Source organism: Streptomyces coeruleoprunus (assembly GCF_039542925.1).
Lineage (GTDB): Bacteria > Actinomycetota > Actinomycetes > Streptomycetales > Streptomycetaceae > Streptomyces > Streptomyces coeruleoprunus.
Window position 1 is genome coordinate 5,972,572 of the sequence record NZ_BAABIT010000001.1, and the last position, 26,685, is coordinate 5,999,256.

The 26,685-nt window shown below is 73.9% G+C and carries 26 protein-coding genes; 13 read left to right on the plus strand and 13 right to left on the minus strand.

Annotated elements, in window-relative coordinates; translation table 11 throughout:
• The first annotated feature begins 4 nt into the window (after positions 1-4).
• Positions 5-979 carry a DNA polymerase Y family protein gene (locus ABEB09_RS26730; protein ID WP_345694104.1) on the plus strand — a complete coding sequence of 325 codons (975 nt, stop codon included), beginning with the start codon at positions 5-7 and terminating at the stop codon, positions 977-979.
• 397 nt (positions 980-1,376) lie between these two features.
• The gene (locus ABEB09_RS26735) at positions 1,377-2,243 is read left to right on the plus strand and encodes an esterase/lipase family protein (protein WP_345692461.1); all 867 of its coding nucleotides are present in this window, start codon (positions 1,377-1,379) and stop codon (positions 2,241-2,243) included.
• A gap of 76 nt (positions 2,244-2,319) precedes the next feature.
• Here ABEB09_RS26735 and ABEB09_RS26740 read toward each other — a convergent pair whose 3' ends face one another.
• The gene (locus ABEB09_RS26740; RefSeq protein ID WP_345692462.1) at positions 2,320-3,267 is read right to left on the minus strand and encodes a lytic polysaccharide monooxygenase auxiliary activity family 9 protein; all 948 of its coding nucleotides are present in this window, start codon (positions 3,265-3,267) and stop codon (positions 2,320-2,322) included.
• A gap of 270 nt (positions 3,268-3,537) precedes the next feature.
• Positions 3,538-4,227, minus strand: coding sequence for a response regulator (locus ABEB09_RS26745; protein WP_345692463.1), 690 nt, complete (start codon positions 4,225-4,227; stop codon positions 3,538-3,540).
• 126 nt (positions 4,228-4,353) lie between these two features.
• Here ABEB09_RS26745 and ABEB09_RS26750 point away from each other — a divergent pair, with 126 nt between their 5' ends.
• From ABEB09_RS26750 to ABEB09_RS26765, 4 genes are read left to right on the plus strand one after another with little or no spacing between them, the layout of a single operon-like run.
• Positions 4,354-5,337: a Bug family tripartite tricarboxylate transporter substrate binding protein gene (locus ABEB09_RS26750; protein ID WP_345692464.1), complete on the plus strand. Its 984-nt coding sequence runs from the start codon at positions 4,354-4,356 to the stop codon at positions 5,335-5,337.
• Entirely contained in the window at positions 5,334-5,876 is a 543-nt protein-coding gene (locus ABEB09_RS26755; RefSeq protein WP_345692465.1) for a tripartite tricarboxylate transporter TctB family protein, read from the plus strand. The genes ABEB09_RS26750 and ABEB09_RS26755 overlap by 4 nt, the downstream gene beginning before the upstream one ends.
• Positions 5,876-7,384, plus strand: a complete 1,509-nt coding sequence (locus tag ABEB09_RS26760; RefSeq protein ID WP_345692466.1) for a tripartite tricarboxylate transporter permease — start codon at positions 5,876-5,878, stop codon at positions 7,382-7,384. Before ABEB09_RS26755 ends, ABEB09_RS26760 begins: the two co-directional genes overlap by 1 nt.
• Entirely contained in the window at positions 7,381-7,905 is a 525-nt protein-coding gene (locus ABEB09_RS26765; protein ID WP_345692467.1) for a GNAT family N-acetyltransferase, read from the plus strand. Before ABEB09_RS26760 ends, ABEB09_RS26765 begins: the two co-directional genes overlap by 4 nt.
• On the opposite strand, the gene ABEB09_RS26770 is transcribed toward ABEB09_RS26765, so the two are convergent.
• Both ABEB09_RS26770 and ABEB09_RS26775 read right to left on the minus strand, forming a co-directional pair.
• On the minus strand, positions 7,884-8,357 hold the full coding sequence (locus ABEB09_RS26770; protein ID WP_345692468.1) for a ribonuclease FAU-1 family protein: 474 nt from the start codon (positions 8,355-8,357) through the stop codon (positions 7,884-7,886). The two genes, ABEB09_RS26765 and ABEB09_RS26770, sit on opposite strands and share 22 nt — an antisense overlap.
• Positions 8,338-9,261 carry a GNAT family N-acetyltransferase gene (locus tag ABEB09_RS26775; RefSeq protein WP_345692469.1) on the minus strand — a complete coding sequence of 308 codons (924 nt, stop codon included), beginning with the start codon at positions 9,259-9,261 and terminating at the stop codon, positions 8,338-8,340. Before ABEB09_RS26775 ends, ABEB09_RS26770 begins: the two co-directional genes overlap by 20 nt.
• A 71-nt stretch (positions 9,262-9,332) precedes the next feature.
• Between ABEB09_RS26775 and ABEB09_RS26780 the strand changes: the two genes are divergently transcribed.
• Positions 9,333-9,707, plus strand: a complete 375-nt coding sequence (locus tag ABEB09_RS26780; protein WP_345692470.1) for a GntR family transcriptional regulator — start codon at positions 9,333-9,335, stop codon at positions 9,705-9,707.
• A 17-nt stretch (positions 9,708-9,724) separates the two neighbouring features.
• On the opposite strand, the gene ABEB09_RS26785 is transcribed toward ABEB09_RS26780, so the two are convergent.
• From ABEB09_RS26785 to ABEB09_RS26800, 4 genes are read right to left on the minus strand one after another with little or no spacing between them, the layout of a single operon-like run.
• Positions 9,725-10,834 (minus strand): DUF5925 domain-containing protein, encoded by a 1,110-nt coding sequence (locus tag ABEB09_RS26785; protein WP_345692471.1) that lies wholly within the window; start codon positions 10,832-10,834, stop codon positions 9,725-9,727.
• A 27-nt stretch (positions 10,835-10,861) separates the two neighbouring features.
• Positions 10,862-11,686 carry a polysaccharide deacetylase family protein gene (locus ABEB09_RS26790; RefSeq protein ID WP_345694105.1) on the minus strand — a complete coding sequence of 275 codons (825 nt, stop codon included), beginning with the start codon at positions 11,684-11,686 and terminating at the stop codon, positions 10,862-10,864.
• 20 nt (positions 11,687-11,706) lie between these two features.
• Positions 11,707-12,708: a glycosyltransferase family 2 protein gene (locus ABEB09_RS26795; RefSeq protein ID WP_345692472.1), complete on the minus strand. Its 1,002-nt coding sequence runs from the start codon at positions 12,706-12,708 to the stop codon at positions 11,707-11,709.
• The gene (locus tag ABEB09_RS26800) at positions 12,705-13,553 is read right to left on the minus strand and encodes a glycosyltransferase family 2 protein (protein ID WP_345692473.1); all 849 of its coding nucleotides are present in this window, start codon (positions 13,551-13,553) and stop codon (positions 12,705-12,707) included. Before ABEB09_RS26800 ends, ABEB09_RS26795 begins: the two co-directional genes overlap by 4 nt.
• Before the next feature lie 649 nt (positions 13,554-14,202).
• Here ABEB09_RS26800 and ABEB09_RS26805 point away from each other — a divergent pair.
• Complete coding sequence (locus tag ABEB09_RS26805) at positions 14,203-15,012, plus strand: SGNH/GDSL hydrolase family protein (RefSeq protein ID WP_345692474.1); 810 nt, start codon at positions 14,203-14,205, stop codon at positions 15,010-15,012.
• Positions 15,013-15,037: 25 nt separating this feature from the next.
• On the opposite strand, the gene ABEB09_RS26810 is transcribed toward ABEB09_RS26805, so the two are convergent.
• Positions 15,038-16,825: a serine/threonine-protein kinase gene (locus ABEB09_RS26810; protein ID WP_345692475.1), complete on the minus strand. Its 1,788-nt coding sequence runs from the start codon at positions 16,823-16,825 to the stop codon at positions 15,038-15,040.
• A 196-nt stretch (positions 16,826-17,021) separates the two neighbouring features.
• Here ABEB09_RS26810 and ABEB09_RS26815 point away from each other — a divergent pair, with 196 nt between their 5' ends.
• Positions 17,022-17,285, plus strand: coding sequence for a hypothetical protein (locus ABEB09_RS26815; RefSeq protein WP_345692476.1), 264 nt, complete (start codon positions 17,022-17,024; stop codon positions 17,283-17,285).
• A 90-nt stretch (positions 17,286-17,375) separates the two neighbouring features.
• Here the strand turns inward: ABEB09_RS26815 and ABEB09_RS26820 are convergent, their stop codons facing one another.
• From ABEB09_RS26820 to hmgA, 4 genes are all read right to left on the minus strand, one after another.
• A complete protein-coding gene (locus tag ABEB09_RS26820; RefSeq protein ID WP_345692477.1) occupies positions 17,376-18,584 on the minus strand; it encodes a CaiB/BaiF CoA transferase family protein in 1,209 nt (402 codons plus the stop codon).
• Between the two features lie 74 nt (positions 18,585-18,658).
• Complete coding sequence (locus ABEB09_RS26825) at positions 18,659-19,870, minus strand: type ISP restriction/modification enzyme (protein WP_345692478.1); 1,212 nt, start codon at positions 19,868-19,870, stop codon at positions 18,659-18,661.
• Between the two features lie 20 nt (positions 19,871-19,890).
• Positions 19,891-20,640, minus strand: coding sequence for a GntR family transcriptional regulator (locus ABEB09_RS26830; protein ID WP_345692479.1), 750 nt, complete (start codon positions 20,638-20,640; stop codon positions 19,891-19,893).
• Between the two features lie 30 nt (positions 20,641-20,670).
• Positions 20,671-21,987: a homogentisate 1,2-dioxygenase gene (hmgA, locus tag ABEB09_RS26835; RefSeq protein ID WP_380842330.1), complete on the minus strand. Its 1,317-nt coding sequence runs from the start codon at positions 21,985-21,987 to the stop codon at positions 20,671-20,673.
• Between the two features lie 182 nt (positions 21,988-22,169).
• Between hmgA and ABEB09_RS26840 the strand changes: the two genes are divergently transcribed.
• The 4 genes from ABEB09_RS26840 to ABEB09_RS26855 all read left to right on the plus strand — a co-directional run bounded on the left by ABEB09_RS26840 (position 22,170) and on the right by ABEB09_RS26855 (position 26,625).
• Positions 22,170-22,799 (plus strand): TetR/AcrR family transcriptional regulator, encoded by a 630-nt coding sequence (locus ABEB09_RS26840; RefSeq protein WP_345692481.1) that lies wholly within the window; start codon positions 22,170-22,172, stop codon positions 22,797-22,799.
• A 167-nt stretch (positions 22,800-22,966) separates the two neighbouring features.
• On the plus strand, positions 22,967-25,168 hold the full coding sequence (locus ABEB09_RS26845) for a molybdopterin oxidoreductase family protein (protein ID WP_345692482.1): 2,202 nt from the start codon (positions 22,967-22,969) through the stop codon (positions 25,166-25,168).
• A 109-nt stretch (positions 25,169-25,277) separates the two neighbouring features.
• Positions 25,278-25,904: a hypothetical protein gene (locus ABEB09_RS26850; protein WP_345692483.1), complete on the plus strand. Its 627-nt coding sequence runs from the start codon at positions 25,278-25,280 to the stop codon at positions 25,902-25,904.
• Entirely contained in the window at positions 25,891-26,625 is a 735-nt protein-coding gene (locus ABEB09_RS26855; RefSeq protein WP_345692484.1) for a class F sortase, read from the plus strand. The genes ABEB09_RS26850 and ABEB09_RS26855 overlap by 14 nt, the downstream gene beginning before the upstream one ends.
• The last annotated feature ends 60 nt before the right edge of the window (positions 26,626-26,685 follow it).

Below are 26,685 nucleotides of genomic sequence, written 5' to 3' on the forward strand. Positions count from 1 at the left end.
CGCGATGATCCTCTACGTCCGCTTCGTCCTCGACCCGTCCTCCCACCAGGGCGGCGCCGAAGCGCTGCTGCCCCAGCTGACCGGGCTCCTCGGCGAGTTCACGCCCGTCGTGCAGGCCGACCCGCCGGACGCCGCGCTCGCCGACCTGCGCGGCGCCGTACGGTACTTCGGGCGCGGCCCCGCCGAACTGGCCGCGGTGATCCGGGTCCGGGCCCTCGCCCGGTACGGCGTCGACTGCGTCATCGGCGCCGGGCCCAACCCGATGCTCGCCCGCATGGCGGCGCGGCGCGCCGAACGCGGCACCACCCTGGTCGTCACCGACCCGGAGGGCTTCCTGCGCGACCGGCCGGTCGAGGCACTGGAGGGCGTCGGCCGCGCCACCGCCCGCACCCTGCGCTCGTACGGCCTCGACTCGGCCGGCAGGATCGCCGACGCCCCCCTCGCCGTGCTCCAGCGGATCCTCGGCGCCCGCGCCGGACGCGAGGTGTGGGAGAGGGCACGGGGCATCGACCGCACCCCCGTCGTACCCAACGCGGCGGCCCGCTCCGTGGCCGCCGAACGCGCCTTCCCCCGCGACGAACTCGACCGGAACCGGCACCGGCAGGCCCTGCTCTCTCTCACCGAGGAGCTGGGCGCCCGCATGCGCACCGAGGACCAGGTGTGCCGCTCCCTGACGCTCACCGTGCGGTACGCCGACCGGTCCACCACCACCCGCACCCGCACCCTGCCCGAGCCGACCGCGCACTCGGCGACGCTCACCGCGGCCGCGTACGCGCAGTACGAGGCGCTGGGGCTGCAGCGCGCCCGGGTGCGCGGCATCGCGCTGCGCGCCGAGGGCCTGATGCCCGCCGAACAGACCGCCCACCAGCTCTCCTTCGACCCGGCCGACGAGAAGGCCAGGGCCCTGGAAGCGGCGGCGGACCGCGCCCGCGCCCGCTTCGGCCCCGGCGCGGTGTTCCCCGGCTCGCTGGCGGCGTAGGTCGTGTCCGGCGGATCACGCCTGGGCCGCGGGGTCTGGCACGCCCTCCCCCAAGCCCTGACGGGCAGGGGGGACCCCCAGCGGCGTTGTCGTCGGTCGCGATGGCTCCGCCATCCCTCCCTCCTCCGCCTTGCAGCCGCACGCACCGGACCCCGCTCACCAGCAGTCAAAGGCACCGCCCAGCGATGTCGGCATGATCCGCCGGACACTCCCTAGCCCACCGGCGACGGCGCCGGGCATTTTTTACCGACGCGTAACTTCCCTCTTGCCGCTACTCGTACGTAACTTGGCCTGAAGCACGGCACCCCACGCCGTGCGCACACACCCCCCATCAGTGGTCCGGGCCGCTGGGGCGCATGCCCATCGCCTTTTCCTTGAGCCGCAAGGAGACCACTCGATGCTGCCCCTCCGCCTTCGGCGTGCCTGCAGAGCGCTGGCCGTCCTCCTCCTGACCGCCGCCGCCACGCTCATCCCCGCCGGTGCCGCACAGGCCACCACGGCTCCCAGCAGTGGCTGGAACGACTACTCCTGCAAGCCGTCCGCCGCCCACCCCCGGCCCGTGGTCCTCGTCCACGGCACCTTCGGCAACTCCGTCGACAACTGGCTCGCCCTCGCCCCCTACCTGGTGCGGCGCGGCTACTGCGTCTTCTCCCTGGACTACGGGCAACTGCCGGGCGTGCCCTTCTTCCACGGCCTCGGCCCCATCGCCCGGTCCGCCGAACAGCTCGACGTCTTCGTGGACCGGGTCCTCGACGCGACCGGTGCGCCCGAGGCCGACATCGTCGGCCACTCCCAGGGCGGCATGATGCCCCGTCACTACCTCAAGTTCCTCGGCGGCGCCGCCAAGGTGAACGCCCTCGTCGGCATCGCGCCCGACAACCACGGCACCACCCTGCTGGGCCTGACGAACCTGCTGCCGTACTTCCCGGGCGCCGCCGACCTGCTGAACGAGAAGACCCCGGGCCTCGCCGACCAGGTGGCCGGCTCGGCGTTCCTGCAGAAGCTCAACGAGGGCGGCGACACCGTGCCCGGGGTCCGCTACACGGTCATCGCGACCAAGTACGACGAGGTCGTCACGCCGTACCGGTCGCAGTTCCTCGACGGCCCGGACGTCACCAACGTCCTCATCCAGGACAAGTGCGCCCTGGACTTCTCCGAGCACGTGGCGATCGGCCTCATGGACCGGCTCGCCTTCCACGAGGTGGCCAACGCCCTGGACCCGGCGCGGGCCACCCCGACCACGTGCGCGTCGGTCGTCGGCTAGGTGGCGAATCAGCCCCTCCGGCGCTTGAGGAGCGGGGGGTTCGGGGGGCGGAGCCCCCCGAACCGCCGGACACCACTCAGGACGCCCTGCGGCGGGCCGCGCCGAACAGGAGCGCGGCGCCCGCGGCGAGGACGGCCACTCCGCCGGCGGCGACGTACGGCGTCGTGCCGTCGCCGCCGGTCGCGGCGAGGTTCTGGCCGCCGGAGGCGGGGGCGGGCGCGTTGCCCGGCGCGGACGGCACGGCCTCGGGCGCCGCCTTGGGCTCCGCGGAGGCGTCCGAGTGGTCGTCGCCGCCGTGCCCGCCGTGGTCGACGGTCGACTTCTCGGCGCCCTCCGCGATCTGCTGCTCCGTGGGCGCCGAGGCGGTCGGCGCGGGGCCGGCCGTACCGCCGCCGTCCGCGCCGAACACCACGTCGGAGCAGGTGTAGAACGCCTCCGGGGAGTCGGAGCGCTGCCAGATCGAGTAGACGAGGTGGCGGCCGGACTTCGCGGGGACGGTGCCCTCGAAGACGTACGAGCCGTTCACCAGCTTCGGGTCGGTGACCTTGGCGAACGGCTTGTCCTCCAGGTCCGCCCACGTCAGCGGCTTGGACGGGTCGTAGCCGTCCTTCGTGACGTACAGCTCGAACGTGCCCCGGTGCGGGGCCGTGGCCCGGTAGCGGAACGTGTGGGCGCCGGCCTTCATGGGCGTCGACGGCCAGTCGCCGCGCGGCAGGTCGAGGCCCTTGTACTTGTCGCGGCCCGCGCTGCACAGCTTCCCGTCGGGGATGATCTCCCGGTGGCGTCCGGCGGCGTCACCGATGTTGACCTCGTTCCAGTCGTAGAACGCCTGGGTGCCGCTCGCGGCCACCGCCGCCCTGCACGCGGCGGACTTCGGGTTCTCGGGCCCCTCGGCGTGACACGCGGCCACCCGGCTGACCGGGTCCGTCATCGAACCGTGCGCGGCGGCGGGCGAGGCGGCCAGCCCGACTCCGAGGACGGCGACGGCGGCCGCGGCCGCGGTACGGGGAGCGGAAGCAGACATGGGGAGGTTCTCCTTCGGCGGAAAGGGTGTGGGGGGTTACGGGCCCCGGTGGAACGGCCCGGGGCCGGGGAGCCGGCGACGGACGAGCGGCGCGGCCCCCCGACAGCACCGTCGGCCGCGACCGGCCCGGTGATCAGCAAGCTAGCCCGTCGGAACCCCGAAATCCCCCGCCGAGCACGGCGGATGGCGATCTTTATGCTCCGCTTAAGGTGACGCTAAGGGGCTGCTCAGAAAGCGGGCCGCCCGGCAAGCCCCGCCCCCGGACCGCCCTCAGCCCACGCGCCGGTAGCGGCGCTCCGGGCGGCCCGTGCCGCCGTAGCGCAACGTGACCTCGGCCCGGCCCGTCTCCGCGAAGTACTCCAGGTAGCGGCGGGCGCTCACCCGGGACAGCGAGCCCGCCTCCGCGCACTCCGTGGCGGACAGGCCCGCCGGGTGCTCGCGCAGGATGCGGTCCACCAGGTCCGCCGTGTGCGCGGCCAGGCCCTTCGGCAGCTCGCGGGACGCCCGGGGACGCGTACCGAAGATCCGGTCGACGTCCTCCTGGCGCGCCTCGTCCAGCGCGGCGAGACGGCTGCGTACCGACGCCGCGTGCAGCAGCTGCTCCCGCAGCGCGGCCTGGCTGAACGGCTTGATCAGATAGTGCAGGGCCCCCGCGCGCAACGCCGAGCGGACCGTGGCCGCGTCCCGGGCCGCCGTGATGAACAGCGCGTCGACATGGGCGGCGCCCCGCCCCTCGCGCTCCTCCTCCGCCCGTACGGCCCGCAGCACGTCGATGCCGTCCATGTCGGGCAGGTACACGTCCAGGAGCAGCAGATCGGGGCGCAGCTCCTTCGCGGCGCGCAGCGCGTCGGCGCCGCTGTGCGCCGCCCCGACGACCCGGAAACCGTCCACCGCGGACACATAGCGGCTGTGCAGCTTGGCGACCATGAAGTCGTCGTCCACCACCAGCACCCTTGTCACGCCCTGAACGCTAGGTCGCGACCACAAGGACCACAACGTCCGTTGATTGCGGAACGGAGACATGTTCTTAACGCGCGGGCAACATGTGGCCCACTTCACGGAACCCAGAACCGAAAGGCGGCACACGTGCGACTGCGCACTCCCCTCGCCCTGCTCGGGGCGGCGCTGCTGGTGCTCGTGGGGCCGCCGCTGCTCAACACCGGCAGCGGCTCCGACACCGGCACCCAGATCCCCGGCCTGCGCTTCATGGTCCCCAACAGCCCCGGCGGCGGATACGACATCACCGCGCGCACCGCGGCCAAGAACGCCGAGGACGCGGGGCTCACCCGCAACATCGAGGTGTTCAACCTGCCCGGCGCGGGCGGCACCGTCGGCCTGACCCGGCTCGTCGGCGAGCACGGCAACGGCAGGCTGGCCATGTCCATGGGCCTCGGCGTCGTCGGAGCCGTACACACCAACAAGGCCCCCAGGACCCTCGCCGAGACCACGCCCATCGCGCGGCTCACCGAGGAACAGGACATCGTCGTGGTGTCCAAGAACTCCCGGTACAAGACCCTCCAGGACCTGCTGGCCGCCTGGAAGGCCGCCCCGGGCAAGCTTCCCGTCGGCGGCGGGTCGTCCCCCGGCGGCCCCGACCACCTCGCGCCCATGCTGATGGCGCAGGCGGCGGGCATCGCGCCGAAGTCGGTCAACTACATCCCCTTCGACGGCGGCGGCGAACTCCTCGCCTCGATCCTCGGCGACAAGGTCGCTTTCGGCGTCTCCGGCGTCGGGGAGTACCTGGACCAGATCAAGGCCGGTGAGCTGCGCGTCCTCGCCGTCACCGGCGCCAAGCGCGTGCCCGGTGTCGACGCCCCCACGCTCCGCGAGGCGGGACTCGACACCGAGTTCACCAACTGGCGCGGCATCGTCGCCCCGCCCGGCCTGACCGACACCGAACGTGACAAGCTCGTCACTCTCGTCACCGAGCTGCACGACTCACCGCAGTGGCGCGAGTCCCTGAAGAAGAACGGCTGGAACGACGCCTTCCTCCCGGGCGAGAAGTTCGGCGCCTTCCTGGGCGAGCAGGACCAGCGCGTCGCCGACGTCCTGAAGGAGCTCGGACTGTGACCACCCGGACGACCGCCCCCGTGACCCCGCCCGTCAGGCGCAGCCGCCGCGAGTGGCTCCGCGACCACTCCGAGCTGGGCGTCGGCGCCCTCCTCTTCCTCATCGGCCTCCTCGTCCTCACCGACGCCGTCACCATGAGCGTCGACATCGCCCAGCGCGGCCCCGTCGGTCCCCGCACCGTGCCCCTCGTCGTCGGCGCCGGACTGCTGGTCGTCGCCGTCCTCCTCGCCGTCGACGTGCTGCGCGGCGGCCGTGGCGAGGCCGAGGGCGGCGAGGACATCGACCTCTCCGAGCCCAGCGACTGGCGCACCGTCCTCCTCCTCGTCGGGGTGTTCCTCGGCAACGCCGTCCTCATCGGCCCGCTCGGCTTCCCGATCTCCGGCGCCCTGCTGTTCTGGGGCTCCGCGTACGCCCTCGGCAGCCGCCGCACCGACCGCGACCCGCTCGTCGCGGCCGTCCTGTCCCTCGTCACCTACGTCGTCTTCAACCACCTGCTCGGCGTCCCGCTCCCCGGCGGCCCGCTCATGGGAGTGATCTGATGGATTCCCTGAACTCCCTCATCGACGGCTTCGGTACCGCCCTCACCCCCATGAACCTGCTGTGGGCGGCCATCGGAGTCCTCCTGGGCACCGCCATCGGCGTCCTCCCCGGCATCGGCCCCGCCATGGCCGTCGCCCTGCTGCTGCCCGTCACCTACGGGCTGGAGCCCACCGGCGCGTTCATCATGTTCGCCGGCATCTACTACGGCGCCATGTTCGGCGGGTCCACCACATCGATCCTGCTCAACACCCCCGGCGAGAGCGCGGCCGTCGTCGCCGCCATCGAGGGCAACCCCATGGCGAAGGCCGGACGCGGCGCCCAGGCGCTCGCCGCCGCGGCCGGCGGCCACTTCGCCGGAGGCATGATCGGCACGATCCTGCTCGTCGCGCTCGCCCCGACCGTCGCCGCGCTCGCCGTCGACATCGGTGCCCCCGACTACTTCGCGATCATGGTGCTGGCCTTCATCGCCGTCACCTCGGTCCTCGGCTCCTCCCGCATCCGGGGCCTCGCCGCGCTGCTCATCGGCCTCACCCTGGGCCTCGTGGGCCTGGACCAGATGACCGGCCAGGCCCGGCTCACCTTCGGCTCGCTCCAGCTCGCCGACGGCATCGACGTCGTCATCGTCGCGGTCGGGCTCTTCGCCATCGGCGAGGCCCTGTGGGTCGCCGCGCACCTGCGCCGCGGCGGCGGCCACGCGATCCCCGTCGGCCGGCCCTGGCTGGCGAAGAGCGACCTGCGGCGCACCTGGAAGCCCTGGCTGCGCGGCCCCGTGATCGGCTTCCCGTTCGGCGCGATCCCCGCGGGCGGCGCCGAGATCCCGACGTTCCTTTCGTACGTCACCGAGAAGCGCCTCTCCCGGCACAAGGACGAGTTCGGCCGCGGCGCCATCGAGGGCGTCGCCGGACCCGAGTCGGCCGCGTCCGCCTCGGCCGCCGGCACCCTCGTCTCGATGCTCACCCTCGGCCTGCCCACCACGGCCGTCGCCGCCGTCATGCTCGCCGCGTTCCAGCAGTACGGCATCCAGCCCGGCCCGCTGCTCTTCGAGCGCGAACCGCAGCTGGTGTGGGGCCTGATCGCCTCCCTGTTCGTCGGCATGCTGCTCCTGCTGGCGCTGAACCTGCCGCTCGCCCCGCTCTGGGCGAAGCTCCTCCGGGTGCCCCGCCCCTACCTGTACGCGGGCATCCTGTTCTTCGCCGCGGTCGGCGCGTACGCCGTCGGCGGCGAGGCCCTGGACCTGGTGATCCTGCTGGTCATCGGCCTCATCGGGTTCGGCATGCGGCGCTACGGCCTGCCGGTGCTGCCCGCCGTCATCGGCGTCATCCTCGGTCCGGCCGCGGAGCAGCAGCTGCGCCGCGCCCTGCAGATCAGCGACGGCAGCCTCACCGGCCTCGTCAACACGCCCTTCTCGGTGGCCGTTTACGCGGTGATCGCGATCCTGCTGTTCTGGCCCCTGATCAGGAAGGTGACCGGAAAGGTGATCGACCGCCGTCGTAGCCTGGCGGCATGACGGACACCCCAGCCCCAACACCGGGCACCCCAGGACCGGACAGCCCGGCGACGGGCGCCCCGGGAGCGGACGTACCCGAGGACGCCATCCGCCCCGCGACCCCCGCCGATGTGCCGGCGGTGAAGGCGGTCACCGACGCCGCCTACCACCACTACATCGAACGGATCGGTCTCGTACCGGCCCCCATGGAGGCCGACCACGCGGCCGACGTGGCCGCGGGGCGGGTGTTCGTCACCGGAGACCCGGTGCGCGGGCTGGTGGTCGTGCGCACCGAGCCCGACCACCTGTACCTCGACAACATCGCCGTCCACCCGGACGCGCAGGGCACGGGCCTGGGCCGGCGCCTCCTTGCCTTCGTGGAGGACCGGGCCCGGGCCCTCGGCCTGCCCGAGGTGCGGCTGCTGACGAACGCCATGATGTGGGAGAACCAGAAGATGTACGCCCACTACGGCTACGAGGTCGTCGAGCGCCGCATCGAGGGCCCCTACGACCGCGTCCACTACCGCAAGTCGCTGCCCTGACGGGCCCGGTCCTCCAGCTCGTCCAGCGCAGCCACCGCGCGGGCCGCGGCCTGCGGGTCGCGGTCCGCGAGGCCGCTCGCCTCGAACTCGTCCTCGTCGAGCCGGAGGATCAGCCCCCGGTCCGCCGACACCCACAGATCCAGGTCCAGGTCCTCCACGACCACCTCCGCGGCCGTGACCGAGGCGGGCCGGGTGATGTCGCAGTACCAGCCCTTGAGCGAGCCGTCCGCGGCCCGCACCTCCTTCACCGAGTACCAGCGGTCCCGCCAGTAGTGCTCGGTGAAGACGTCACCCGGCTCGAACCGGACGAAGCCGAAGTCCCGTACGCCGTCGCCCGCCCAGGCCGCGCGGACGGTCAGCACGGTCCCGTCGTCCGCGACCACCTCCGCCCGGTACCGGATCTTCGTCCGTCCCGCCTTCACGAGGACGACATCAAGCGAACGTGCGGACATACCCGACCTCCGTGGCACACAGCTCGTAACCGAACCGGCGATTGACCGCCAGCATCGGGCCGTTGGCGGAGTCGTTGCTCGTGAACGCCTCCCGGTAGCCGGCCGCGCGGGCCCTGCGCAGCGAGTCGGCCTTGGCGAGCGTGGCGAGCCCGCGCCCGCGATGCGCCCGCACCGTCCCCGTCATCCCCGACACGTAGCGGGTCGCGCCGTCGGTGTGCGCGGCGGTGAACGCGGCCACCGCACCGTCCACCAGGACGACCGACGACAGGGCGTGGTCGAGCAGCGGATCGCGCCAGGTGTCCGCCAGCCACTCCTCGTAGTCCGTCAACTCCACCGTGATGTCCGACGGTTCGTCCGCCGTCACCTCCGCGTCCGCCGTGAACAGCGGCCGCGGATCGGCCGCGAAGTCGGCGGCCGTCCGCAGCTCCACACCCGGCGGCAGGGCGGCAGGGGGCTCCGGTAGCACGCCGGCCGCCAGGTCCAGCCGCTGGAAGCGCAGCGTGCGCGAGGGCCGGTAGCCGCGGGTCTCCGCGAACGCCCGGCACTCCGGCCGGTCCTGCACCCACGCGTACAGGGCACGCGCGCCGGCGGCCACGAGGTGCTCCTCGGCCGCCCGCAGCAGCAGCCCGCCCGCACCCCGCCCCCGATGGTCCGGGTGGACCGTCGGGGTGGCGAGGCCCTGCCCCGGCTCCGGGCTGTCGTGGACGATCCTCGCCTTCACCCAGCCGACCACCTCGCCGTCCCGCTCCGCCACCAGGAGCCGCAGCCCGTCGGCCGGCGGGGCCGACCGCACGTCGTGGAGCACGGACTCCTCGGTCTCGACCAGATAGGGCGCCGCGGCCCGCTTCACCCGGACCAGGCCGGCCGCGTCCTCCGGCCGGAAGTCACGCACGATCACCGTCATGGACGTGGACGCTACGCGGGCCCGTCGCCGGGTCGCCTCCGAATTTCCCGGCGTGGGGGAGAATCGGGTACGTGACCCTGAAGCTCGCCCTCGACACGGACTCGACGACCGCGCCGTACGAACAACTGCGCGCCCAGATCGCCGAACAGGCCCGGTCCGGCCGGCTCCCGGTCGGCTACAAGCTGCCCACGGTCCGCGGCCTCGCCCAAGACCTGGGCCTCGCCGCGAACACCGTCGCCAAGGCCTACCGCGCACTGGAGACGGACGGCGTCATCGAGACCCGCGGCCGCGCCGGCACGTTCGTCGCCGCCGCCGGTGACGCCGCCGAACGCCACGCCGCGGCGGCCGCCGCGGCCTACGCGACCGAGGTCCACCGGCTGGGCCTCAGCCGCGACCAGGCCCGGGCCGCCGTCACCGAGGCCCTGCGCGCCGCGTACGGCTCGTAGCGGCTGCCGGCAGCCGCCTACAGGTACAGCCCGGCGCCGCGCGGGCTCGGCTGGCCCGGGATCGACGAGGGGCCGGCGCCCCGGCGCAGCGCGTACAGCTCGGCCAGCGTCGCCCCGTCCCGCCCGACGGCCTCCTCGCGGCCCGGTGCCTCCCGGTCCAGCCACGCCAGCGCCTCGCCGCGGGTCAGCGGGCCGACCTCGATACGGGCCAGGCAGCGGCCCGGGCGCACGACGGCCGGGTGCAGCCGCTCCAGGTCCTCGTTGGTGGTGACCCCGACCAGGACGTTGCGGCCCTGGCCCAGCAGGCCGTCCGTCAGGTTCAGCAGCCGCGACAGCGCCTGGCCCGCCGTGTGCCGGGCCTCGCCGCGGATCAGCTCGTCGCAGTCCTCCAGGAGCAGCAGCCGCCAGCGGCCCTTCGCCGTGCCGTCGTCCTCGCCGATCGCGATGTCCATCAGATAGCCGACGTCGCCGAACAGCCGCTCCGGGTCCAGCACGCAGTCCACCTGGCACCAGTTCCGCCACGACCGGGCCAGTGTGCGCAGCGCGGACGTCTTGCCGGTGCCCGGCGGGCCGTGCAGCAGGAGCAGCCGGCCCGCGATGTCGTCCGGCGTGACCTTCATCAGCCCGTCCAGCGCCTCGGCCACCGGCGCCGTGTAGTTGCCCCGCACGTCGTCCCACGCGCCGGCCGCGATCTGCCGCGTCGTACGGTGCGGGCCGCGCCGCGGCGACACGTACCAGAACCCCATCGTGACGTTCTCGGGCTGCGGCTCCGGCTCGTCCTGCGCCCCGTCGGTCGCCTGCTCCAGGACCCGCTCGGCCAGCTCCCCGTCGACCGCGGTGACGGTCACGTCCGCGCCCCGGTTCCACCGCGAGACGAGCACCGTCCAGCCCTCGCCCTCCGCCAGCACGGCGCTGCGGTCGTCGTCGCGGGCCGACCGCAGCACCGAGGCCCCCGGCGGCAGCAGCGTCAGGCCGGGCTTGACCCGGTCGATGGTGCGGCTGCGGGCGTAGGGCTGCTCGCCCGTCGTGAAACGGCCGAGGAACAGCGCGTCCACGACGTCGGAGGGGGAGTCGCTGTCGTCGACGGTGAGCCGGATCGGCAGCGCGTCCTGAGGGTTGGCAGGCATGCGCCCCATGATCCGGCACACACGCGTTCACCGCACGGTGTTTTGGACCCGGTGCTCCGTACGTGTCCCGGTGCGTCCCCCGTGCTCCGGCCGGCCTGCCAGGGCGGCCGCCCGGCGGACCCGCCGCACCACCGCGTACCCCTTCGTCAGCGCCCGGTCCTTCGCGAACGTCCAGCCGATCCCGCACCCGTCGACGAGCCGCCCGAACTCCTCGATCCCGGTGGAGCGGCGCACGGTGAGCCGCTGGAGCGCGTACGGCCCCTGGGGGCGCCGCGCCCGCGCGTTGCCCACGGCCAGCGCCTGGGCGAACCCGGCCGTGCGCACGGCCTGCCGTACCCGGCGGCTGGAGTAGCCGTACGGGTAGGCGAAGGAGACGGGCGCGGCGCCCAGCTCCTCCGCGATGATCTCCCGGCAGCGCAGGGCCTCGAACCGCAGCCGCCCGTCGTCGACCTGGTCCAGCTCGGGGTGCGTATGGCTGTGCCCGCCGATCTCCGTGCCCGACGCGGCCAGTTCGCGTACCTGGTCCCAGTCGAGCATGGTGTCCAGGGCGCCGCCCTCGTCGTAGGGCCCGCGCAGCCAGCCCGTCGACACGAACAGCGTGGCGGCGAAGCCGTGTTCCGCGAGGGCCGGAAGGGCGTACCGGTGCACCCCCTCGTAGCCGTCGTCGAAGGTGATCAGCACCGGCCGGTCCGGCAGCGGCTTGCCGGTCCGCCAGGCCTCGGCGAGCGCCGCCGTCGTCAGGGGTGTGCAGCCGCGCTCGGCGAGCAGCGCCATCTGCGCGGCGAACGCCTCCGGCGCGACGGACAGCCCGTACGCCGCCTTCGCGGGCCGGTGCCCGACGGCGTGGTACATCAGGATCGGTACGGGGTCGGTCACGGCTCCTCCCGGACGACGACCGGGCCCGACGAGAACGCCGTGCCGCCCCTGCGGGCCCGCAGGGTGCCCCGCACGTAGCCGCAGGCCGCGGCCGCGACCCCGGTGACGATGGCCCCGGCCCGCCCGGCGCCGCCCGGCCGGCCGAGCACGAAGTCCCGTACGCCGCGGGCCACTCCGGCGGGCAGGACCCGGGTGGTGTAGCGGCGCTCGGTCTCCAGGCCCTTGCCCGCGCCGACGCTCCGCGCCACGAGCGCCTTGGACAGGCCCTCGGCGTAGGCGCGGGTGCGGAAGTAGGCGAACCTCCGGCGCTCGCCCGGCACCTTGTGGTGGATGACGGCCCGGTCGTCCATGAGCAGCACGGCGCCGGGCAGCGCGGCGCCGAGCCGGATGCACAGTTCGGTCTCCTCGCAGCCGAGGGGCCGCTTGTCGCCGTCGCGCCCGATGCCGGTGGCGAACCCGCCGGCCGCGTCGAACGCGCTGCGCCGGAAGGAGGCGTTGCCGCCGAGGACGTTGCGCACGGGGACGCGGCCGGGCGGCACGCCCCGGTAGGTGCAGCCGACGATCCAGTCGAACTCCTCGGGGAACCACAGGGGGCGCCGCCCCGCCACCCAGACGGGCTCGGTGCGCCCGCCGACGGCCACGACCCGCGGGTCGTCGTAGGCGAGGTCGAAGTAGCGCAGCCAGTCCCGCTCGGCGACGGCGTCGTCGTCCAGGAAGGCGACGACGTCGCCGCGGGACGCGGCGATCCCGGTGTTGCGGCCGGCGGACAGGCCGCGGGGGCCCGCGTTGGCGAGCACCCGCACCTCCTCGTCCCCGTCGTACTCCTTGGTGAGCCGCTCCAGCAGCGTCGTGTTGTGGTCGACGACGAGCAGGGTCTCCAGGGCCGGAAGCGCCTGGCGCCTCACCGAGTCGACGGCGGCGAGGATGTCGTCCCAGCGGTTCTCGGTGTAGGCGCAGATCACCACCGAGAACCGGCGGGCACCGGTCTGCCGCGTCAAGAGACCTCTCCCCGTGGGACGTTGACCGAGAAGGCGGTGGGGCGGCGGCGGGCGGAGCGGCGCACGCCCTTCTCGCGGAGGATGACCTTCAGGACGCGGATGCCGTCGCGTACGGCGTTGAGGTTGCTGACGCCGTGGATGCGGCTGTACTCGTGGCTGGGGACCTCCTGGACGCGCAGGCCCGCCTTGACGACCCGGATGTTGATCAGCGTCTCGATCTCGAAGCCGGTGCAGTCCAGGGTGATGGAGTCGAGGCAGTGCCGCCAGAACGCGTTGTAGCCGTAGCACAGGTCGGTGTAGCGGGCGCCGAACTTGGCGTTGACGACGGCGCACAGCAGCCGGTTGCCGAGCCTGCGGATGGGCGTCATGTCGTCGGTGCCGCCGCCGTTGGCGAAGCGGGAGCCCTTGGCGAAGTCGGCGCCGCCGACGAGGGCGGAGACGTAGCTGACGATCTCCTGGCCGTCGGCGGAGCCGTCGGCGTCGACCATCACGATGATGTCGCCGGTGCAGGCGGCGAAGCCGCTGATGAGGGCGTCGCCCTTGCCCTTGCCCACCTGCTTGACGACCTTCACCTCGGGCCAGTGGGCCCGGGCGACGGCGACGGTGTCGTCGGTGGAGTTGCCGTCGACGAGGACGACTTCATGGATCCAGTCGGGCAGCGTCTTGAACACGTACGGCAGGTTCTCCGCCTCGTTCATGGCGGGGATGACGACGCTGACGGGCGGGGTGATGGCCAGGTGCGAGGTGATCGCCCGGTACTGGGCGGATATCCGGCCGGCCTCGGCCTCGGCGAAATCGGTGTCCGCCTCGGCGACGTCGGAGGCTTGGCGCAAGAAGGAGCTCATGAGTCGTTTTCCCTCTCGTCCGGTGGGCCGCCCGCCCCTGGGCGGCCCGGATGAGTGTCCGGTTCGAAAGGGGGGTCTCCCACCCGGCCGCCACGGAGCGGCGCTCCGTACGGCATGGGTGAGCTGGCATTGCTGTCGCGCGGCACGCGACTCGGCACGACGCCGAGCGCGGTACCCCCCTACCGCGCCCCGCTCGGGCCCCGTCGAGACGTCTGACCCCTCCCCTGGGATCGCCTCGCGTGATGGACCGTTGCGGGTGGATGTACGACGGTATTGATAATTCAGACTGTATGGCAAGAGCTTGACGGGGGACTCACGTTTTTGCTTTTTTGTTGTACTTCGGCGTCCGAGTACCGAAGTTCGGTGATCGAATTCACCCGTTCCGATTCCTGCCTCGATCATCTTCCGCTTTTCCGGGGCGGAATGGAATTCCGATCTTGAGGCCCCTTTTTCCGGCGCGCCACCTGTGCTGACGTCGCGTCGCGCCGCGGGCGTCCAAGTGCCGTCTCCGGCACGGCCGTTCCGCATGGTCACACCCCTGTCCATCGCCTGATGATGAACCGTCAACCGAACCCGTACGGAGTATTGGCATGGACACGACGGCGCTGCTACGAAAGGTGAGGCAGAGATCCTGCCAAAGGGGGTTCTCATGAAAACGTCCCGCCTCGCGGCACTCTCGTCCTCCCTCCTCCTCGGCGCCGTTCTCACCCTCACCGGAGCGGGCGCCGCCCAGGCCGACACCACGGCAGCGGCGGTGGACTACGTGGCCCTCGGCGACTCGTACTCCTCCGGGGTCGGCGCCGGCAACTACGACAGTTCCAGCGGCTCCTGCAAGCGGACGTCCCGCGCCTATCCCGCGCTCTGGGCGGCCGCCAACGCACCCTCGTCGTTCGCGTTCACGGCGTGCTCGGGCGCCCGGACGACGGATGTGACGGCCAACCAGCTCGCCCCTCTGACCAGCGCGACCGACCTCGTCTCGATCACCGTCGGCGGCAACGACGCGGGTTTCGCCGACGTCATGACCACCTGCGTCCTGCAGTCCGAGTCCGCCTGCATCGCCCGCGTCAACGAGGCCCGGCAGTACGTGGACACCACGCTCCCCGGCCGCCTCGACGCGGTGTACACGGCCATCCGCAACAAGGCCCCGTCCGCGCGGGTCGTCGTCCTCGGCTACCCCCGCTTCTACAAGCTCGGCGGCAGCTGCATCGCCGGCCTCTCGGAGAACGAGCGCAAAGCCATCAACGACGCGGCCGACCACCTCAACGCGGCCACCGCCAAGCGGGCCGTGAACCACGGATACGCCTTCGCGGACGTCGTACCGGCCTTCACCGGCCACGAGATCTGCTCCGGCTCCCCGTGGCTGCACAGCGTGAACTGGCTCAACATCGGCGAGTCCTACCACCCGACCGCCTCCGGCCAGTCCGGCGGCTACCTGCCCACCTTCAGGGCTGCGGCGTAAGCTCCCCGTGCCGCCGCTCCGCCCCTCACCCGGGGCCGGAAACCGGCGACCCGCTCTCGGAGGGGGTCCCCGGCGACCCGCCCTCGGGAGAGGCCCCACCCGGCGAAACGCCTCCTGGTGACCCGCCGGTCGGCGAGACTCCCGGGGAGGCGCCCCCGGACGACCCGCCGCCCGGCGAACTCCCGCCCGGCGACGGCTCCTCCTCGCACGTCACCGTGAACGGCACCCACGCCGAGTGCACATGGACCGGGCCCCGCACCTCCAGCTGGACCCGGTCCTCGTGCGTCCCGCCCTTCCGGTACGTCAGCTCCGTGTGCCGGACCTCCACCCGCCTCACGCCCGCCTGCTCCGCGCCCAGCGTCACCGTCGCCCAGCCGCCGCCCGAACTCTCGCCGCTCGCGGTCGCCCAGCGGTACTCGACGGACGCGGGCACCCGCCCCACGACGATCGCCGCCACGAAGGACGGGGCGTGCTCCGCCCGCACCGGGCAGACGCCGCGGTAGCGGTCCCGTACGGCACTCACGTGCACCCGCACCCACTGCGCGGGCTCCGTCGAGGCGCTCCCGCCCGCGCCGACGCCGCTGTCCGCCTCGCCCGAGCCGCCCGGCTCGGAGGACGCGGCGCCCGCGGTGCCCGGCGCGCCCGGTGCCGTACCGGGAACCTCCGTGCCCTGCGCGGCGGCGGACGGGGCGAGCCCGGGCGCGCGCTCCGTCGCGTAGCCGCCGCCGGCGGACCGGGACTTCCCGTCGCCGCCGGTCCCCTCGGACCCGTCGTCCCGGAACATCACGTACGCCAGCCCGCCCAGCAACAGCACCAGCAGCACAACCCCCGTGCCGGCCACGAGCAGCGCCCGCGAACGCCCCTGGTGCGCGCCGCCGGTTCCGGCGGAGGGCGTCGCGTACGCCCCCGGCCCGTCGTCCGGGTCCGCAGCCCCGGCACCCGGGGGACGCGGATCCGGGGTCGTCGGCGCGTCCGCACGCGGCGCGCCGCCCGCCGCCACCAGGTGCAGCAGCCGCTCGGTCTCCGCCGCCGACGGCCGCTCCTCCGGCTCCTTGCACAGCAGCCGCTCGATCACCGGCCCCAGGGCACCCGCCCGCAGCGGCGGCGGCAGCGGCTCGTCCACCACGGCCCGCAGCGTGCTCAGCGCCCCGTCCCGGCGGAACGGCGAACCGCCCTCCACCGCCGCGTACAGCAGGACCCCCAGCGACCACAGGTCCGAGGCCGGGCCCGCCGCCCGCCCCACGGCCCGCTCGGGCGCCAGGTACTCGGGCGAGCCGACCAGCTCACCCGTGACGGTCAGCTGCGGCGCGCCCGCCACCACGGCGATCCCGAAGTCCGTCAGTACCACGCGGCCGTCGTTGCCCAGCAGTACGTTGCCGGGCTTGACGTCCCGGTGCAGCACCCCCGCCCCGTGCGCCGCACGCAGCGCGGCCAGCACCTCCGCCCCGATGTGCGCGGCCCGGCGCGGCGGCATCGGCCCCTCGGCCGACAGCGTCTCGGCCAGCGTCAGCCCGCGCACCAGCTCCATCACGATCCACGGCCGGCCCTCCTCCGTCGCCACGTCGTGCACCGTGACCACGTTCCGGTGCGAGATCCGCGCGGTCGCCCACGCCTCCCGCTCCAGCCGCGTGTACAGCCGCCGCTCGTCCGCCGCGCCGAACCCCGCGGGCGCCCGCACCTCCTTGACGGCGACCTCGCGGCCCAGCACCTCGTCACGGGCGCGCCAGACCACACCCATGCCACCGCGCCCCAGCGGCCCCACCAGTCGGTAACGCCCCGCCACCAGTCGTCCGGCACCCGGCTCTTCGGCCACAGCGGGTCCCCCTTCGCATCGCCGACGGCTACGAGGAGACTGTCCAACTCACCCTGGAATCAGACATATTCGGAGAGTAACTGTCAACCCTCGTATGTGTGCGGTGAATCCCGATACCGGGATACACGACTGCGATGCGGGGACGATAGGGTTAACGTTGGCCCGGGCCGGTGCCCTTGTACGGGTGGGGAGTGACATGGATCAGATAACAGTGCGCAGCAGGCCCCGTGTGCCTGCGATCACCTGCGGTAGCAGCGCGACCAGTTCGCGTCTCGACCGCCACCTCTCGGTGCTCGGCGGCCCCGCCGTCCCGCAGCGCGAGGCGGCCGAGGCGACATCGCTGATGCGTGAGCTGACGACGCGTGATGTCGCACACAGCCACCGGAGCAAGAGCGCGCGCGTCTCGCTGTTCGCGCCGCTGCGCCGACTGCGCCGCTCGCTCTTCGGCAACCACGGCTGAGCGGACCGGGGTCCGGCCGGTCCGAGGGCCCCGGGTCGCACAGGGCCGGGGCACACCCCACCACTCACGGCCCGAGTACCGGCCCCGCCCTCACGCCACCACCCCGTCGCGGCGCAGCCGCGCGCACTCCTCCGCGTCCACGCCCAACTCCCGCAGCACCGCGTCCGTGTGCTCGCCGAGCGCCGGCACCGCCCCCATCAGCGGCTCCGGCCCGCCCGGGAACGTGATGGGCGGCAGCAGCGCCCGCAGCGGGCCCACCGGCGTACCGACCTCCCGCCACCGCTCCCGCGCCGCCAGCTGTGGATGCGCCGCCACGTCGGCCACCGTGTTGAGCCGGGCGCACGCGATGCCCGCCGCCTCCAGCCGGTCGATCGCCTTCCCCGTGTCCAGCGCGGCCAGCGCCTCGGCCACCACCGCGTCGGTCCGCTCCCGGTGCGCGACCCGCGCCGTGTTGGTGGCGAAGTCCGGGTCGTCGGCCAACTCCGGCCGCTCCAGCACCAGTTCCGCCAGCCGCTGCCACTCGCGGTCGTTCTGCACCGACAGCAGCACCTGCCCGCCGTCCGCCGTCGCATAGGCGTCGTACGGGGCGATCACGGCGTGCGCGACCCCCGTGCGCGCCGGAGCCTCACCTCCGTGCATCCCGTGGTGCAGCGGATGCCCCATCCACTCCGCGAGCGCCTCCAGCATGGAGATCTCCACCGGGCCGCCCAGACCCGTCGCCGCCCGCCGCAGCAGCGCCGCGAGGACCCCGGAGAACGCGTACATGGCCGCCGCGACGTCCGCCGCCGGGACCCCCGCCTTGACCGGCTGCTCCGGTGTCCCGGTCACCGACACGAGCCCCGCCTCGCACTGCACGAGCATGTCGTACGCCCGCTTGTGCGCGTACGGGCCACCCGCGCCGTACCCGGAGATGTCCACGGCGACCAGCCGCGGGTCGGCGGCGCACAGCGTCGCCGCGTCCAGCCCCAGCCGGGCCGCGGCGCCCTGCGCGAGGTTCTGCACGAACACGTCGGCGCCCGCCACCAGCCGGCGCACCAGCGCGATGCCCCGCGGGTCCTTGAGGTCGACGGCCAGGGACTCCTTGCCGCGGTTGCACCACACGAAGTGCGAGGCGAGGCCGCGCGCCGCCGTGTCGTAGCCGCGCGCGAAGTCACCGCCGTCCGGCCGCTCGATCTTGATGACCCGGGCGCCCAGGTCGGCGAGCTGGCGGGTCGCGAAGGGCGCGGACACCGCCTGCTCGACGGCGACGACGGTGATCCCGTCCAGGGGGAGCGGCAGGACCGACGGCTGAGTGCTCATGACAGCCGTACCTATCGTGTACGTGCCACCTTTGTCACCCCCTCGGGCGGCCCGTCCCGCGCTCCGGACACGCCCTACAGCAGGGCGAACTGGCCCTCCGGGCCCTCCTCCGGGAGGTCCAGGACCGAGGCGGGGCGCCGTGCGGCGTCCGGCACCGGCAGGACCCCGGCGGCGGTCAGCTCCGCACGGCCCAGGAGGCCGCCGGCCGCCGTGCCGTCCGCGAGGGCCGTGCGTTCGGCGTCCAGGGCGCCCAGAAGCGCCAGCACCGTGATCAGCTCCAGCAGTTCGGACGTCCACTCCTGGAGCCAGGCGGACGGGCGGACTGCCTCCAGGGTGCCCGGCTCGGGCACGGTGGTGCGTCGCTCGAACCAGAGGGGAAGCACGCGCACCCCGCCCACGTGGAACTCCCAGGCCTCCGCCGGGACCGGGGCGACGCGCCCCTCGTCCACGTGCAGGGTCTCCGCCTCGGCGTCGTACCGCAGGCTCGCGGGGCGCGGCGGAAGGGCGGCCCGGACGTAGGGGCGCCGCCCGCCGGGGAGCCGCGGGCGCTCACGCCCCCGGGCACCGCGCAGCTGGACGTCGGTCATCCGGCGGCCCAGCGCGACGCCGGACGCCCACACACCGGGGTCGGCCGGCAGGGGCACGCGGCAGCCGCCGGGCGCCACCCGGGCGGCCGCCACCGCCCAGGCCAGGACCTCCTCGGCGGTCACCTCCCGGCCGTACCGCGACCCGAGCAGGGCGAGCAGCCCGGGCGCGACGTTCGGCTCCCGCCCGCCGGGGCGCCGGTACAGCGGGCGGATGCGGCCGGGACGGCCGGCGGGGGAGTGGCCGTCCGGCAGCGTGGCGGTCACCAGCAGCGCGGGCCCCGCGGCCTGGGGGACGTGCCCCTGCTCCACGGCGAACAGCTGACGCTCGTCCGCCACCCGCCACAACTCCGGCCGCGCCACGTCGATCAGCCGGTGGTCGGGCAGCAGCCACTGCTCGTCGAACGGCCCGTGCGCCACCCGCACCGGCTCGGGGCACGGCCCGGGCTCCCGCACGAACCGCCCCGTCCCGGTGCGCTGCCCCGGCAGGGCGGCGACGGCGCTGCGCGGCGTACGGGCCCGGCTCGGCCGGAACAGGGTCTCGCGGTCGGCGCCCTCGGCGGCCACCAGCGCGTCCCACCGCGCCCGCAGCGTCCGCGCGTCCGGGGCGAGCACCCAGGCGCGCCCCAGCCGCAGCGGCGCCACGGACCACGGCATGACCTCGTCGAGCAGCGGCATGTCATCGGTCGGCACGGCCCGCATCGTAGTGACCCGCCGCTCCCTCAGTCCGCCTCCACCGTCACCGTGAACGAGAAGCGGTCGCCCCGGTAGCGGATCCGGGCGACGTCCACCACGCGGCCCGCCTCGTCGTACGTGACGCCCGTGTAGTGGAGGATCGGCGACAGCAGCGGAACGTCGAGGAGTTCGGCCGTCTCCGGGTCGGCGAGCCGGGCCTCCACCGTGTCGGTGATCCGGCTGATCCGCACGCCGACCACGTCCCTCAGGACCTTGGTCATCGGCCAGCGCTCCAGGTCCGCCAGGTCGATCCGGTCGGCGACCTCCGGACGGACCGCGTTCTCCGCCCAGTTCGTCGGCTCGCCCGTCTCGCCGTCCCGCCGCAGCCGCCGGTACGTGACCACCTCGGGCACGTCCGGGAAGTGCTCGGCGAGGTCGCCGGGCACCTTCCGCGCGCCATGGCCGAGGACCGTCGTCCGCTCGCCGGACTGCTGGGCCACGATCGCGTCGATCGAGCCCAGCAGCCGGCGCGGGGCGCTGCGCCGGGCCCCCGGCTCGATGAACGTCCCGCGCCGCCGGTGCCTGCTGATCAGGCCCTCCGCCTCCAGCTCCTTCAGCGCCTGCCGCATGGTCAGCACGCTCACGCCGTAGTGCGCCGCCAGCTGCTCCTCGGTGGGCAGTCGCAGCGAGGCGTCCGGGGAGCGCCCCAGTATCGAGGCGCGCAAGGACTGCGAGACCTGGTACCACAGCGGCAGCTTGCGGTTCAGGACCAGCGAGTCGGGGGCGAAGGCGGTCACGGCATCTCCGTACTGCTCCGTACTGGGCTCCTACGGCCGGAAGTGGCGCTCAAGACCCTGCCACACGTCGTCGTACCCCTGCTGCAGGTGGTCGGCGTCCGCCGCCTGGGCCGTGGCCGTCACGGGCCAGCGCGTCTCGAACATGAAGGCCAGACCGTCGTCGATCTTCTGGGGCTTCAGCTCCGCCGCGCTGGCCTTGTCGAAGGTCTCCCGGTCGGGGCCGTGCGCGGACATCATGTTGTGCAGCGAACCGCCGCCCGGCACGAAGCCCTCCGCCTTCGCGTCGTACGCGCCCTCGATGAGGCCCATGTACTCGCTCATCACGTTGCGGTGGAAGTACGGCGGGCGGAAGGTGTCCTCGCCGACGAGCCAGCGCGGCGCGAAGACGACGAAGTCGACGCCCGCGAGTCCCGGGGTGTCGGACGGCGAGGTCAGGACCGTGAAGATCGACGGGTCCGGGTGGTCGTAGCTGATCGACCCGATGACGTTGAAGGTCCGCAGGTCGTAGACGTACGGGACGTGGTTGCCGTGCCAGGCGACGACGTCCAGCGGGGAGTGGCCGTACGTCGCGGTCCAGAGGTTGCCGCAGTACTTGTTGACCACCTCGACCGGGCCCTCGACGTCCTCGTAGGCGGCCACCGGGGCGCGGAAGTCCCGGGGGTTGGCCAGGCCGTTGGCGCCGATCGGGCCCAGGTCGGGGAGCTGGAACGGCTGCCCGTAGTTCTCGCAGACGTAGCCGCGAGCGGACTCGTCGAGCAGCTCCACCCGGAAGCGCACCCCGCGCGGGACCAGCGCCACCTCGCCCGGGCGGGCGGCGAGCAGTCCCAGCTCGGTGCGCAGCAGCAGCCCGCCCCGCTCGGGGACGATCAGCAGCTCGCCGTCGGCGTCGCTGAAGACCCGGTCCATGGAGGCGTTGGCGTGGTAGAGGTGCACGGCCATGCCGGTGCGCTGGGCCGCGTCGCCGTTGCCGCCCAGGGTCCACAGGCCGGCCAGCCAGTCGGTGCCGGGCGCCGGGGCGGGCAGTGGGTTCCAGCGCAGCCGGTTGGGGTCCGGCACGGTCTCGGTGAAGGGGGCCGTGCGCAGGGCGCCGTTGTCGGTGCGCCGGAACGCCGGGTGCGCGGCCGAGGGGCGGATCCGGTACAGCCACGAGCGGCGGTTGTGCGCCCGCGGCTCGGTGAAGGCGCTGCCGCTCAGCTGCTCCGCGTACAGCCCGAGGGGGGCGCGCTGCGGGGAGTTGCGGCCCGCCGGCAGGGCTCCCGGTACGGCCTCCGAATGGTGTTCGTTGCCGAAACCGGAGAGGTACTCCAGGGCCTCGGCCGTCTTCCTGGCCTGCTCGCCGCCGTCCATGGTCATCACGTGCTCCTGCCGTCACCCATGAAAGAACTGAATCCTATGGAAGACCGTAGGATTCCGCGCGGCCCACGTCAACGGGGGTCGCCCCCGGACGGGCCCGGGCGGGTGGCAATGGGACGCTTCCGCCGCCGGAGGGGTTCCGGCCGGGCCCGGCGGCGGCCACCCTCGTCTGCATCATGGAATCCGTACCGCAGCCCCCGCCCCAGCCCTCCTCCCTGCGCCGCACCCCCGTCCAGCGGCGCAGCGCCGTACGCCTGGCGCGCATCCTCGACGCCTGCGCCGAACTGCTCGACGAGACCGGCTACGACGAGCTGAGCACCCGCGACGTCGCCCTGCGCGCCGGCGTCCCCATCGGCTCCGTCTACCGCTTCTTCTCCAACAAGCGCGCCATGGCCACCGCGCTCGCCCACCGCAACCTCGACCACTACGCCGCCCGGGTCACCGCCCGCCTCTCCGGCCTCGCGGACGCCGGCTCCCGCGCCACGGTCGACGCCGTGCTCGACGAGTACATCGCCATGAAACGCACCGTCCCCGGCTTCGCCCTCGTCGACTTCGGCGTCCCGGGCCCCGCCGAGGCGCCGGACGACGACCCCAACCACCTCGTCGCCGACCGGATCTGCGCCGTCCTCGCGGCACGCGACGGCACCGGGCCCGATGCCACGCTGCGGCGCAAGGTCCTGGTCGGCGTGGAGGCCGCGGACGCGCTGCTCCGGCTGGCGTTCCGCGCCGACCCGGCCGGCGACCCGGCCCTCATCACCGAGACACGGGAACTGCTCCACGCCTACCTGGCCCCGGTGCTGCGCTGACCTCCGGCGCCGGCCGTGCGGGGCGGACCCCGGTTCGCCGACCTCCCGCGCCGCACCGTGCGGCCGGATGCCGGTCCCGCCGTGACCGTCGCCAACATGCGTACTGGTCGGTATGCTCTGGCCCGTTCGTGCCACTCCGTTGCTCGTCGCCGGCCCGGGGAGAGACCGTGTCCACCACCGCACCGCGCATCTGCCCCCTCTGCGAAGCCACCTGCGGGCTGACCCTCACGATCAGCGGCAGCCGTGTCACGGGTGTGCGCGGAGACCGCGACGACATCTTCAGCCGCGGGTTCATCTGCCCGAAGGGCGCCGCCTTCGGCGAACTCGACGCCGACCCCGACCGGCTGCGCACCCCCCTCGTCCGGGAGCACGGCACACTGCGCGAGGCCGGCTGGGACGAGGCCTTCGCGCTGGTCGCGCGCCGGCTCCCGCCGCTGGTCGCCGCGCACGGCCCGGGCGCCGTCGGCGTCGTGCTCGGCAACCCCAACGTGCACACCATGGCGGGCGCCCTCTACCCGCCCGTACTGCTGGGGGCGCTGGGCACGCGCAACCTGTTCACGGCCTCCACCGTCGACCAGATGCCCAAGCACGTCTCCAGCGGGCTGCTCTTCGGCGACGCGTTCGCCATCCCCGTCCCGGACCTCGACCGCACCGCCCATCTGCTGATGCTCGGCGCCAACCCGCTGGACTCCAACGGCAGCCTGTGCACCGCCCCCGACTTCCCCGGCCGCCTCAAGGCGCTCCGCAAGCGCGGCGGCACCCTCACCGTCGTCGACCCGCGCCGCTCCCGCACCGCCCGCCTGGCCGATCGGCACGTGGCGATCCGGCCCGGCACGGACGCCCTGATGCTCGCCGCCCTCGCCCAGGTCCTCTTCGCCGAGGACCTCACCGACCTCGGCGAGCTGTCCCCGCACGTCCAGGGCGTCGACGAGGTCGCGGCCGCCGTACGGGACTTCACCCCCGAGGCAGTCGCCGGTGTGTGCGACGTGGAGCCCGGCACGATCCGCGCCATGGCCCGCGAACTGGCCGCGGCGCCGTCGGCCGCCGTCTACGCTCGCGTGGGCGGCAGCACCGTCGCGTACGGCACGCTCACCAACTGGCTCGTGGACGTCCTGAACGTGCTCACCGGAAACCTCGACCGTCCGGGCGGCGCGCTCTTCCCGCTCTCCGCCACCGCGCCCGCACCCCGCCCGGCCGGTCCGGGCAGGGGCTTCGCCCTCGGCCGGTGGGCGAGCCGGGTCTCGGGGCACCCGGAGGCCAAGGGCGAACTGCCGCTCGCCGCGCTGGCCGAGGAGATCGACACCCCCGGCGAGGGCCGGATCCGGGCGCTCGTCACGATCGCCGCCAACCCCGTGCTCTCCGCGCCCGACGGCGACCGCCTCGACCGGGCGCTGGCCGGCGACCTGGACTTCATGGTGGCGATCGATCCGTACCTCAACGAGACCACCCGCCACGCCGATGTGATCCTGCCCCCGCCGCCGCCCGCCCAGAGCGCCCACTTCGACTTCGCGTTCAACGGCTTCGCGGTCCACAACCAGGTCCGCCACACCCCGGCCGCCGTCCCGCTGGAGGACGGCCTGATGGACGAGTGCGAGATACACGCCCGGCTGATCCTCGCCGCCACCGGCATGCACGGCGCGGCCCCCGGCACCGTCGACGACGCGGTCGTCCGGCGCACCCTCGCCAAGGCCGTGACCGAACCCCACTCGCCCGCCCACGGCCAGGACCCGGCCGCCTTCGCCGCGGGGCTCACCGGGGACACACCCGCCGAGCGGCGCCTCGACCTGATGCTGCGCCTCGGCCCGTACGGGCTGACGCTGGATCAGCTCAAGGCCCATCCGCACGGCATCGACCTCGGCCCCCTGCGCGCCCGCCTGCCGCAGCCGCTGAAGACGCGCAGCGGCCGCGTCGAACTGCTGCCGGAGCCGATCGCCGCCGACCTGCCGAGGCTGCGCCGCGCCCTCACGGACCCGCCGCCCCCGCTCGTCCTGGTGGGCCGCCGCCACCTGCGCTCCAACAACAGCTGGCTGCACAACGTCCCCGCCCTCAACGGCGGCACCAACACGTGCACCCTCCAGGTCCACCCGGACGACGCGGCGCGCCTGGGCCTCACCGACGGGTCCCCGGCCCGCGTCAAGGGCGAGGGCGGCGAGATCGAGGCGCCTGTCGAGGTCACCGACGCCGTCCGCAGGGGAGTGGTGAGCCTCCCGCACGGCTGGGGCCACAGCCGCCCCGGTACGCGGCTGGCGGTCGCCTCCGCCCGGCCCGGCGTGAACGTCAACCAGCTGCTGGACGGCAGTCGGCTGGACCCGCTGTCCGGCACGGCCGTCCTCAACGGCTTCCCCGTCGAGGTGTCACCCGTCGGCTGACCGGGCGAATCGCGGGCGGCGCGCCGCGTGGGAACGGCCCGTGTCCTTGATGTCACGGATAGTCGGATTATCGGCTGATCCGTCCGACATCCTCACGGAGGAATCCCTCATGACCGCTGCCCGACCACTCCTGCGTACCGCCGTCGCCGGCGTCGCCCTCGGTGGTATCGCCCTCGGAGCCGCGCCCGCGGCCGTCGCGGCCCCCGGCGACAACGGGGACGTGAAGATCCACAGCACCACCACCCTGCCGAGCAACCTGCGCAACGATCCCAAGGTCTGCAAGTTCTACCTCGCCGCGTTCAACTTCGACACGCTCCAGGCGGTGAGCTACTCGATCGTGCCCCAGCCGATGCGGGCCGGCGACGCCAGCCTCCAGGGCGGCATCACGCTCAGCACCGGAACCGGCCACACCGAGGAACTCACCCTGCCCGACGGCATGTACAGGCTCACCTGGACCTTCACGGGCGCCACCGGCACCGGCAAGGTGAAGGTCTTCCAGGTCGACTGCGACGGCAACGGCAACGGCGCGTCGAACGGCAACGGCAACGGCGGTGGCAACGGCGACGGCCACGGCAAGCGCCCGCACGGCGGTGTCGGCGCGGGCGGCGGCGGTATGGCCGAGACGGCCGACGACAGCTCCTCGTTCGGCGTCGGCGCGGCGCTCGCGGCGGGCCTGGCGGGGACGGCCGGGCTGATCCTCGTCCGTCGTCGCCGTCGCGCCAATGGCGCGTCGTAGGCCCCGCACCTCACGGTTCACGCGGCGGCAGCGGCGTCTGCTGCGGCTCACCAGAACGGTGCTGGTGACCCTGGCGCTCGTCGTGGGTGGCGTCTGGTGGGCCCAGGGCGACGAACCGTCCGGGCCCACCGTCGCCGCCCCCCGGGCGTCGGCACCTCCGCACGGTTCCCGGCCGGCCGCACGGCCGGCGCCCGCCCGGACCCTCCCCTCGCCCACGCCGTCACCGTCGCCGGCCCCGCTGCCCCGGGCGCGCGCCACTCGCCTCGCCATTCCCGCGATCACCATCGAGGCGCCGGTCGTCGGCCTCGGCCTCGACCGCGCGGGGCAGCTCCTGTCCCCGCCGGTCGACAACCCCCGGCTGGTCGGCTGGTACGAGGACGGCCCCACCCCCGGCGAGCAGGGCACCGCCATCGCCGTGGGCCACCGGGACACCAGGACCGGCCCCGCCGTCTTCCTGGACCTCCACTCGCTCAAGCCCGGCAACACCGTCCGTGTCGCGCGCGAGGACGGCCTCACCGCCGTGTTCACGGTCGACCGCGTCCGCACGTACGACAAGGAGCGGTTCCCCGACAAGGAGGTGTACGGGGAGACCGGACGCCCCGAGCTGCGCCTGCTCACCTGCGGCGGCTCCTTCGACCACAAGAAGGGGTACGCCTCCAACGTCGTCGTCTTCGCCCACCTCACGGACGTCGCACGCGGCGACTTCGCCCGCGTCGCCTGAACCGGCGGGCCCGAACCGGCGGGCCCCGCATGGGCATGGGGCCCGCTCGCATGGGGGCCC

What these genes read in the sequence shown, in the direction of transcription:
- ABEB09_RS26730 (WP_345694104.1), top strand. Translation starts at nt 5, where the DNA reads ATGATCCTCTACGTCCGCTTCGTCCTCGACCCGTCCTCCCACCAGGGC.
- ABEB09_RS26735 (WP_345692461.1), top strand. Translation starts at nt 1,377, where the DNA reads ATGCTGCCCCTCCGCCTTCGGCGTGCCTGCAGAGCGCTGGCCGTCCTC.
- ABEB09_RS26740 (WP_345692462.1), bottom strand. Translation starts at nt 3,267, where the DNA reads ATGTCTGCTTCCGCTCCCCGTACCGCGGCCGCGGCCGCCGTCGCCGTC.
- ABEB09_RS26760 (WP_345692466.1), top strand. Translation starts at nt 5,876, where the DNA reads ATGGATTCCCTGAACTCCCTCATCGACGGCTTCGGTACCGCCCTCACC.
- ABEB09_RS26765 (WP_345692467.1), top strand. Translation starts at nt 7,381, where the DNA reads ATGACGGACACCCCAGCCCCAACACCGGGCACCCCAGGACCGGACAGC.
- ABEB09_RS26770 (WP_345692468.1), bottom strand. Translation starts at nt 8,357, where the DNA reads ATGTCCGCACGTTCGCTTGATGTCGTCCTCGTGAAGGCGGGACGGACG.
- ABEB09_RS26775 (WP_345692469.1), bottom strand. Translation starts at nt 9,261, where the DNA reads ATGACGGTGATCGTGCGTGACTTCCGGCCGGAGGACGCGGCCGGCCTG.
- ABEB09_RS26785 (WP_345692471.1), bottom strand. Translation starts at nt 10,834, where the DNA reads ATGCCTGCCAACCCTCAGGACGCGCTGCCGATCCGGCTCACCGTCGAC.
- ABEB09_RS26790 (WP_345694105.1), bottom strand. Translation starts at nt 11,686, where the DNA reads ATGTACCACGCCGTCGGGCACCGGCCCGCGAAGGCGGCGTACGGGCTG.
- ABEB09_RS26800 (WP_345692473.1), bottom strand. Translation starts at nt 13,553, where the DNA reads ATGAGCTCCTTCTTGCGCCAAGCCTCCGACGTCGCCGAGGCGGACACC.
- ABEB09_RS26805 (WP_345692474.1), top strand. Translation starts at nt 14,203, where the DNA reads ATGAAAACGTCCCGCCTCGCGGCACTCTCGTCCTCCCTCCTCCTCGGC.
- ABEB09_RS26815 (WP_345692476.1), top strand. Translation starts at nt 17,022, where the DNA reads ATGGATCAGATAACAGTGCGCAGCAGGCCCCGTGTGCCTGCGATCACC.
- ABEB09_RS26820 (WP_345692477.1), bottom strand. Translation starts at nt 18,584, where the DNA reads ATGAGCACTCAGCCGTCGGTCCTGCCGCTCCCCCTGGACGGGATCACC.
- ABEB09_RS26825 (WP_345692478.1), bottom strand. Translation starts at nt 19,870, where the DNA reads ATGCGGGCCGTGCCGACCGATGACATGCCGCTGCTCGACGAGGTCATG.
- hmgA (WP_380842330.1), bottom strand. Translation starts at nt 21,987, where the DNA reads ATGGACGGCGGCGAGCAGGCCAGGAAGACGGCCGAGGCCCTGGAGTAC.
- ABEB09_RS26840 (WP_345692481.1), top strand. Translation starts at nt 22,170, where the DNA reads ATGGAATCCGTACCGCAGCCCCCGCCCCAGCCCTCCTCCCTGCGCCGC.
- ABEB09_RS26850 (WP_345692483.1), top strand. Translation starts at nt 25,278, where the DNA reads ATGACCGCTGCCCGACCACTCCTGCGTACCGCCGTCGCCGGCGTCGCC.
- ABEB09_RS26855 (WP_345692484.1), top strand. Translation starts at nt 25,891, where the DNA reads ATGGCGCGTCGTAGGCCCCGCACCTCACGGTTCACGCGGCGGCAGCGG.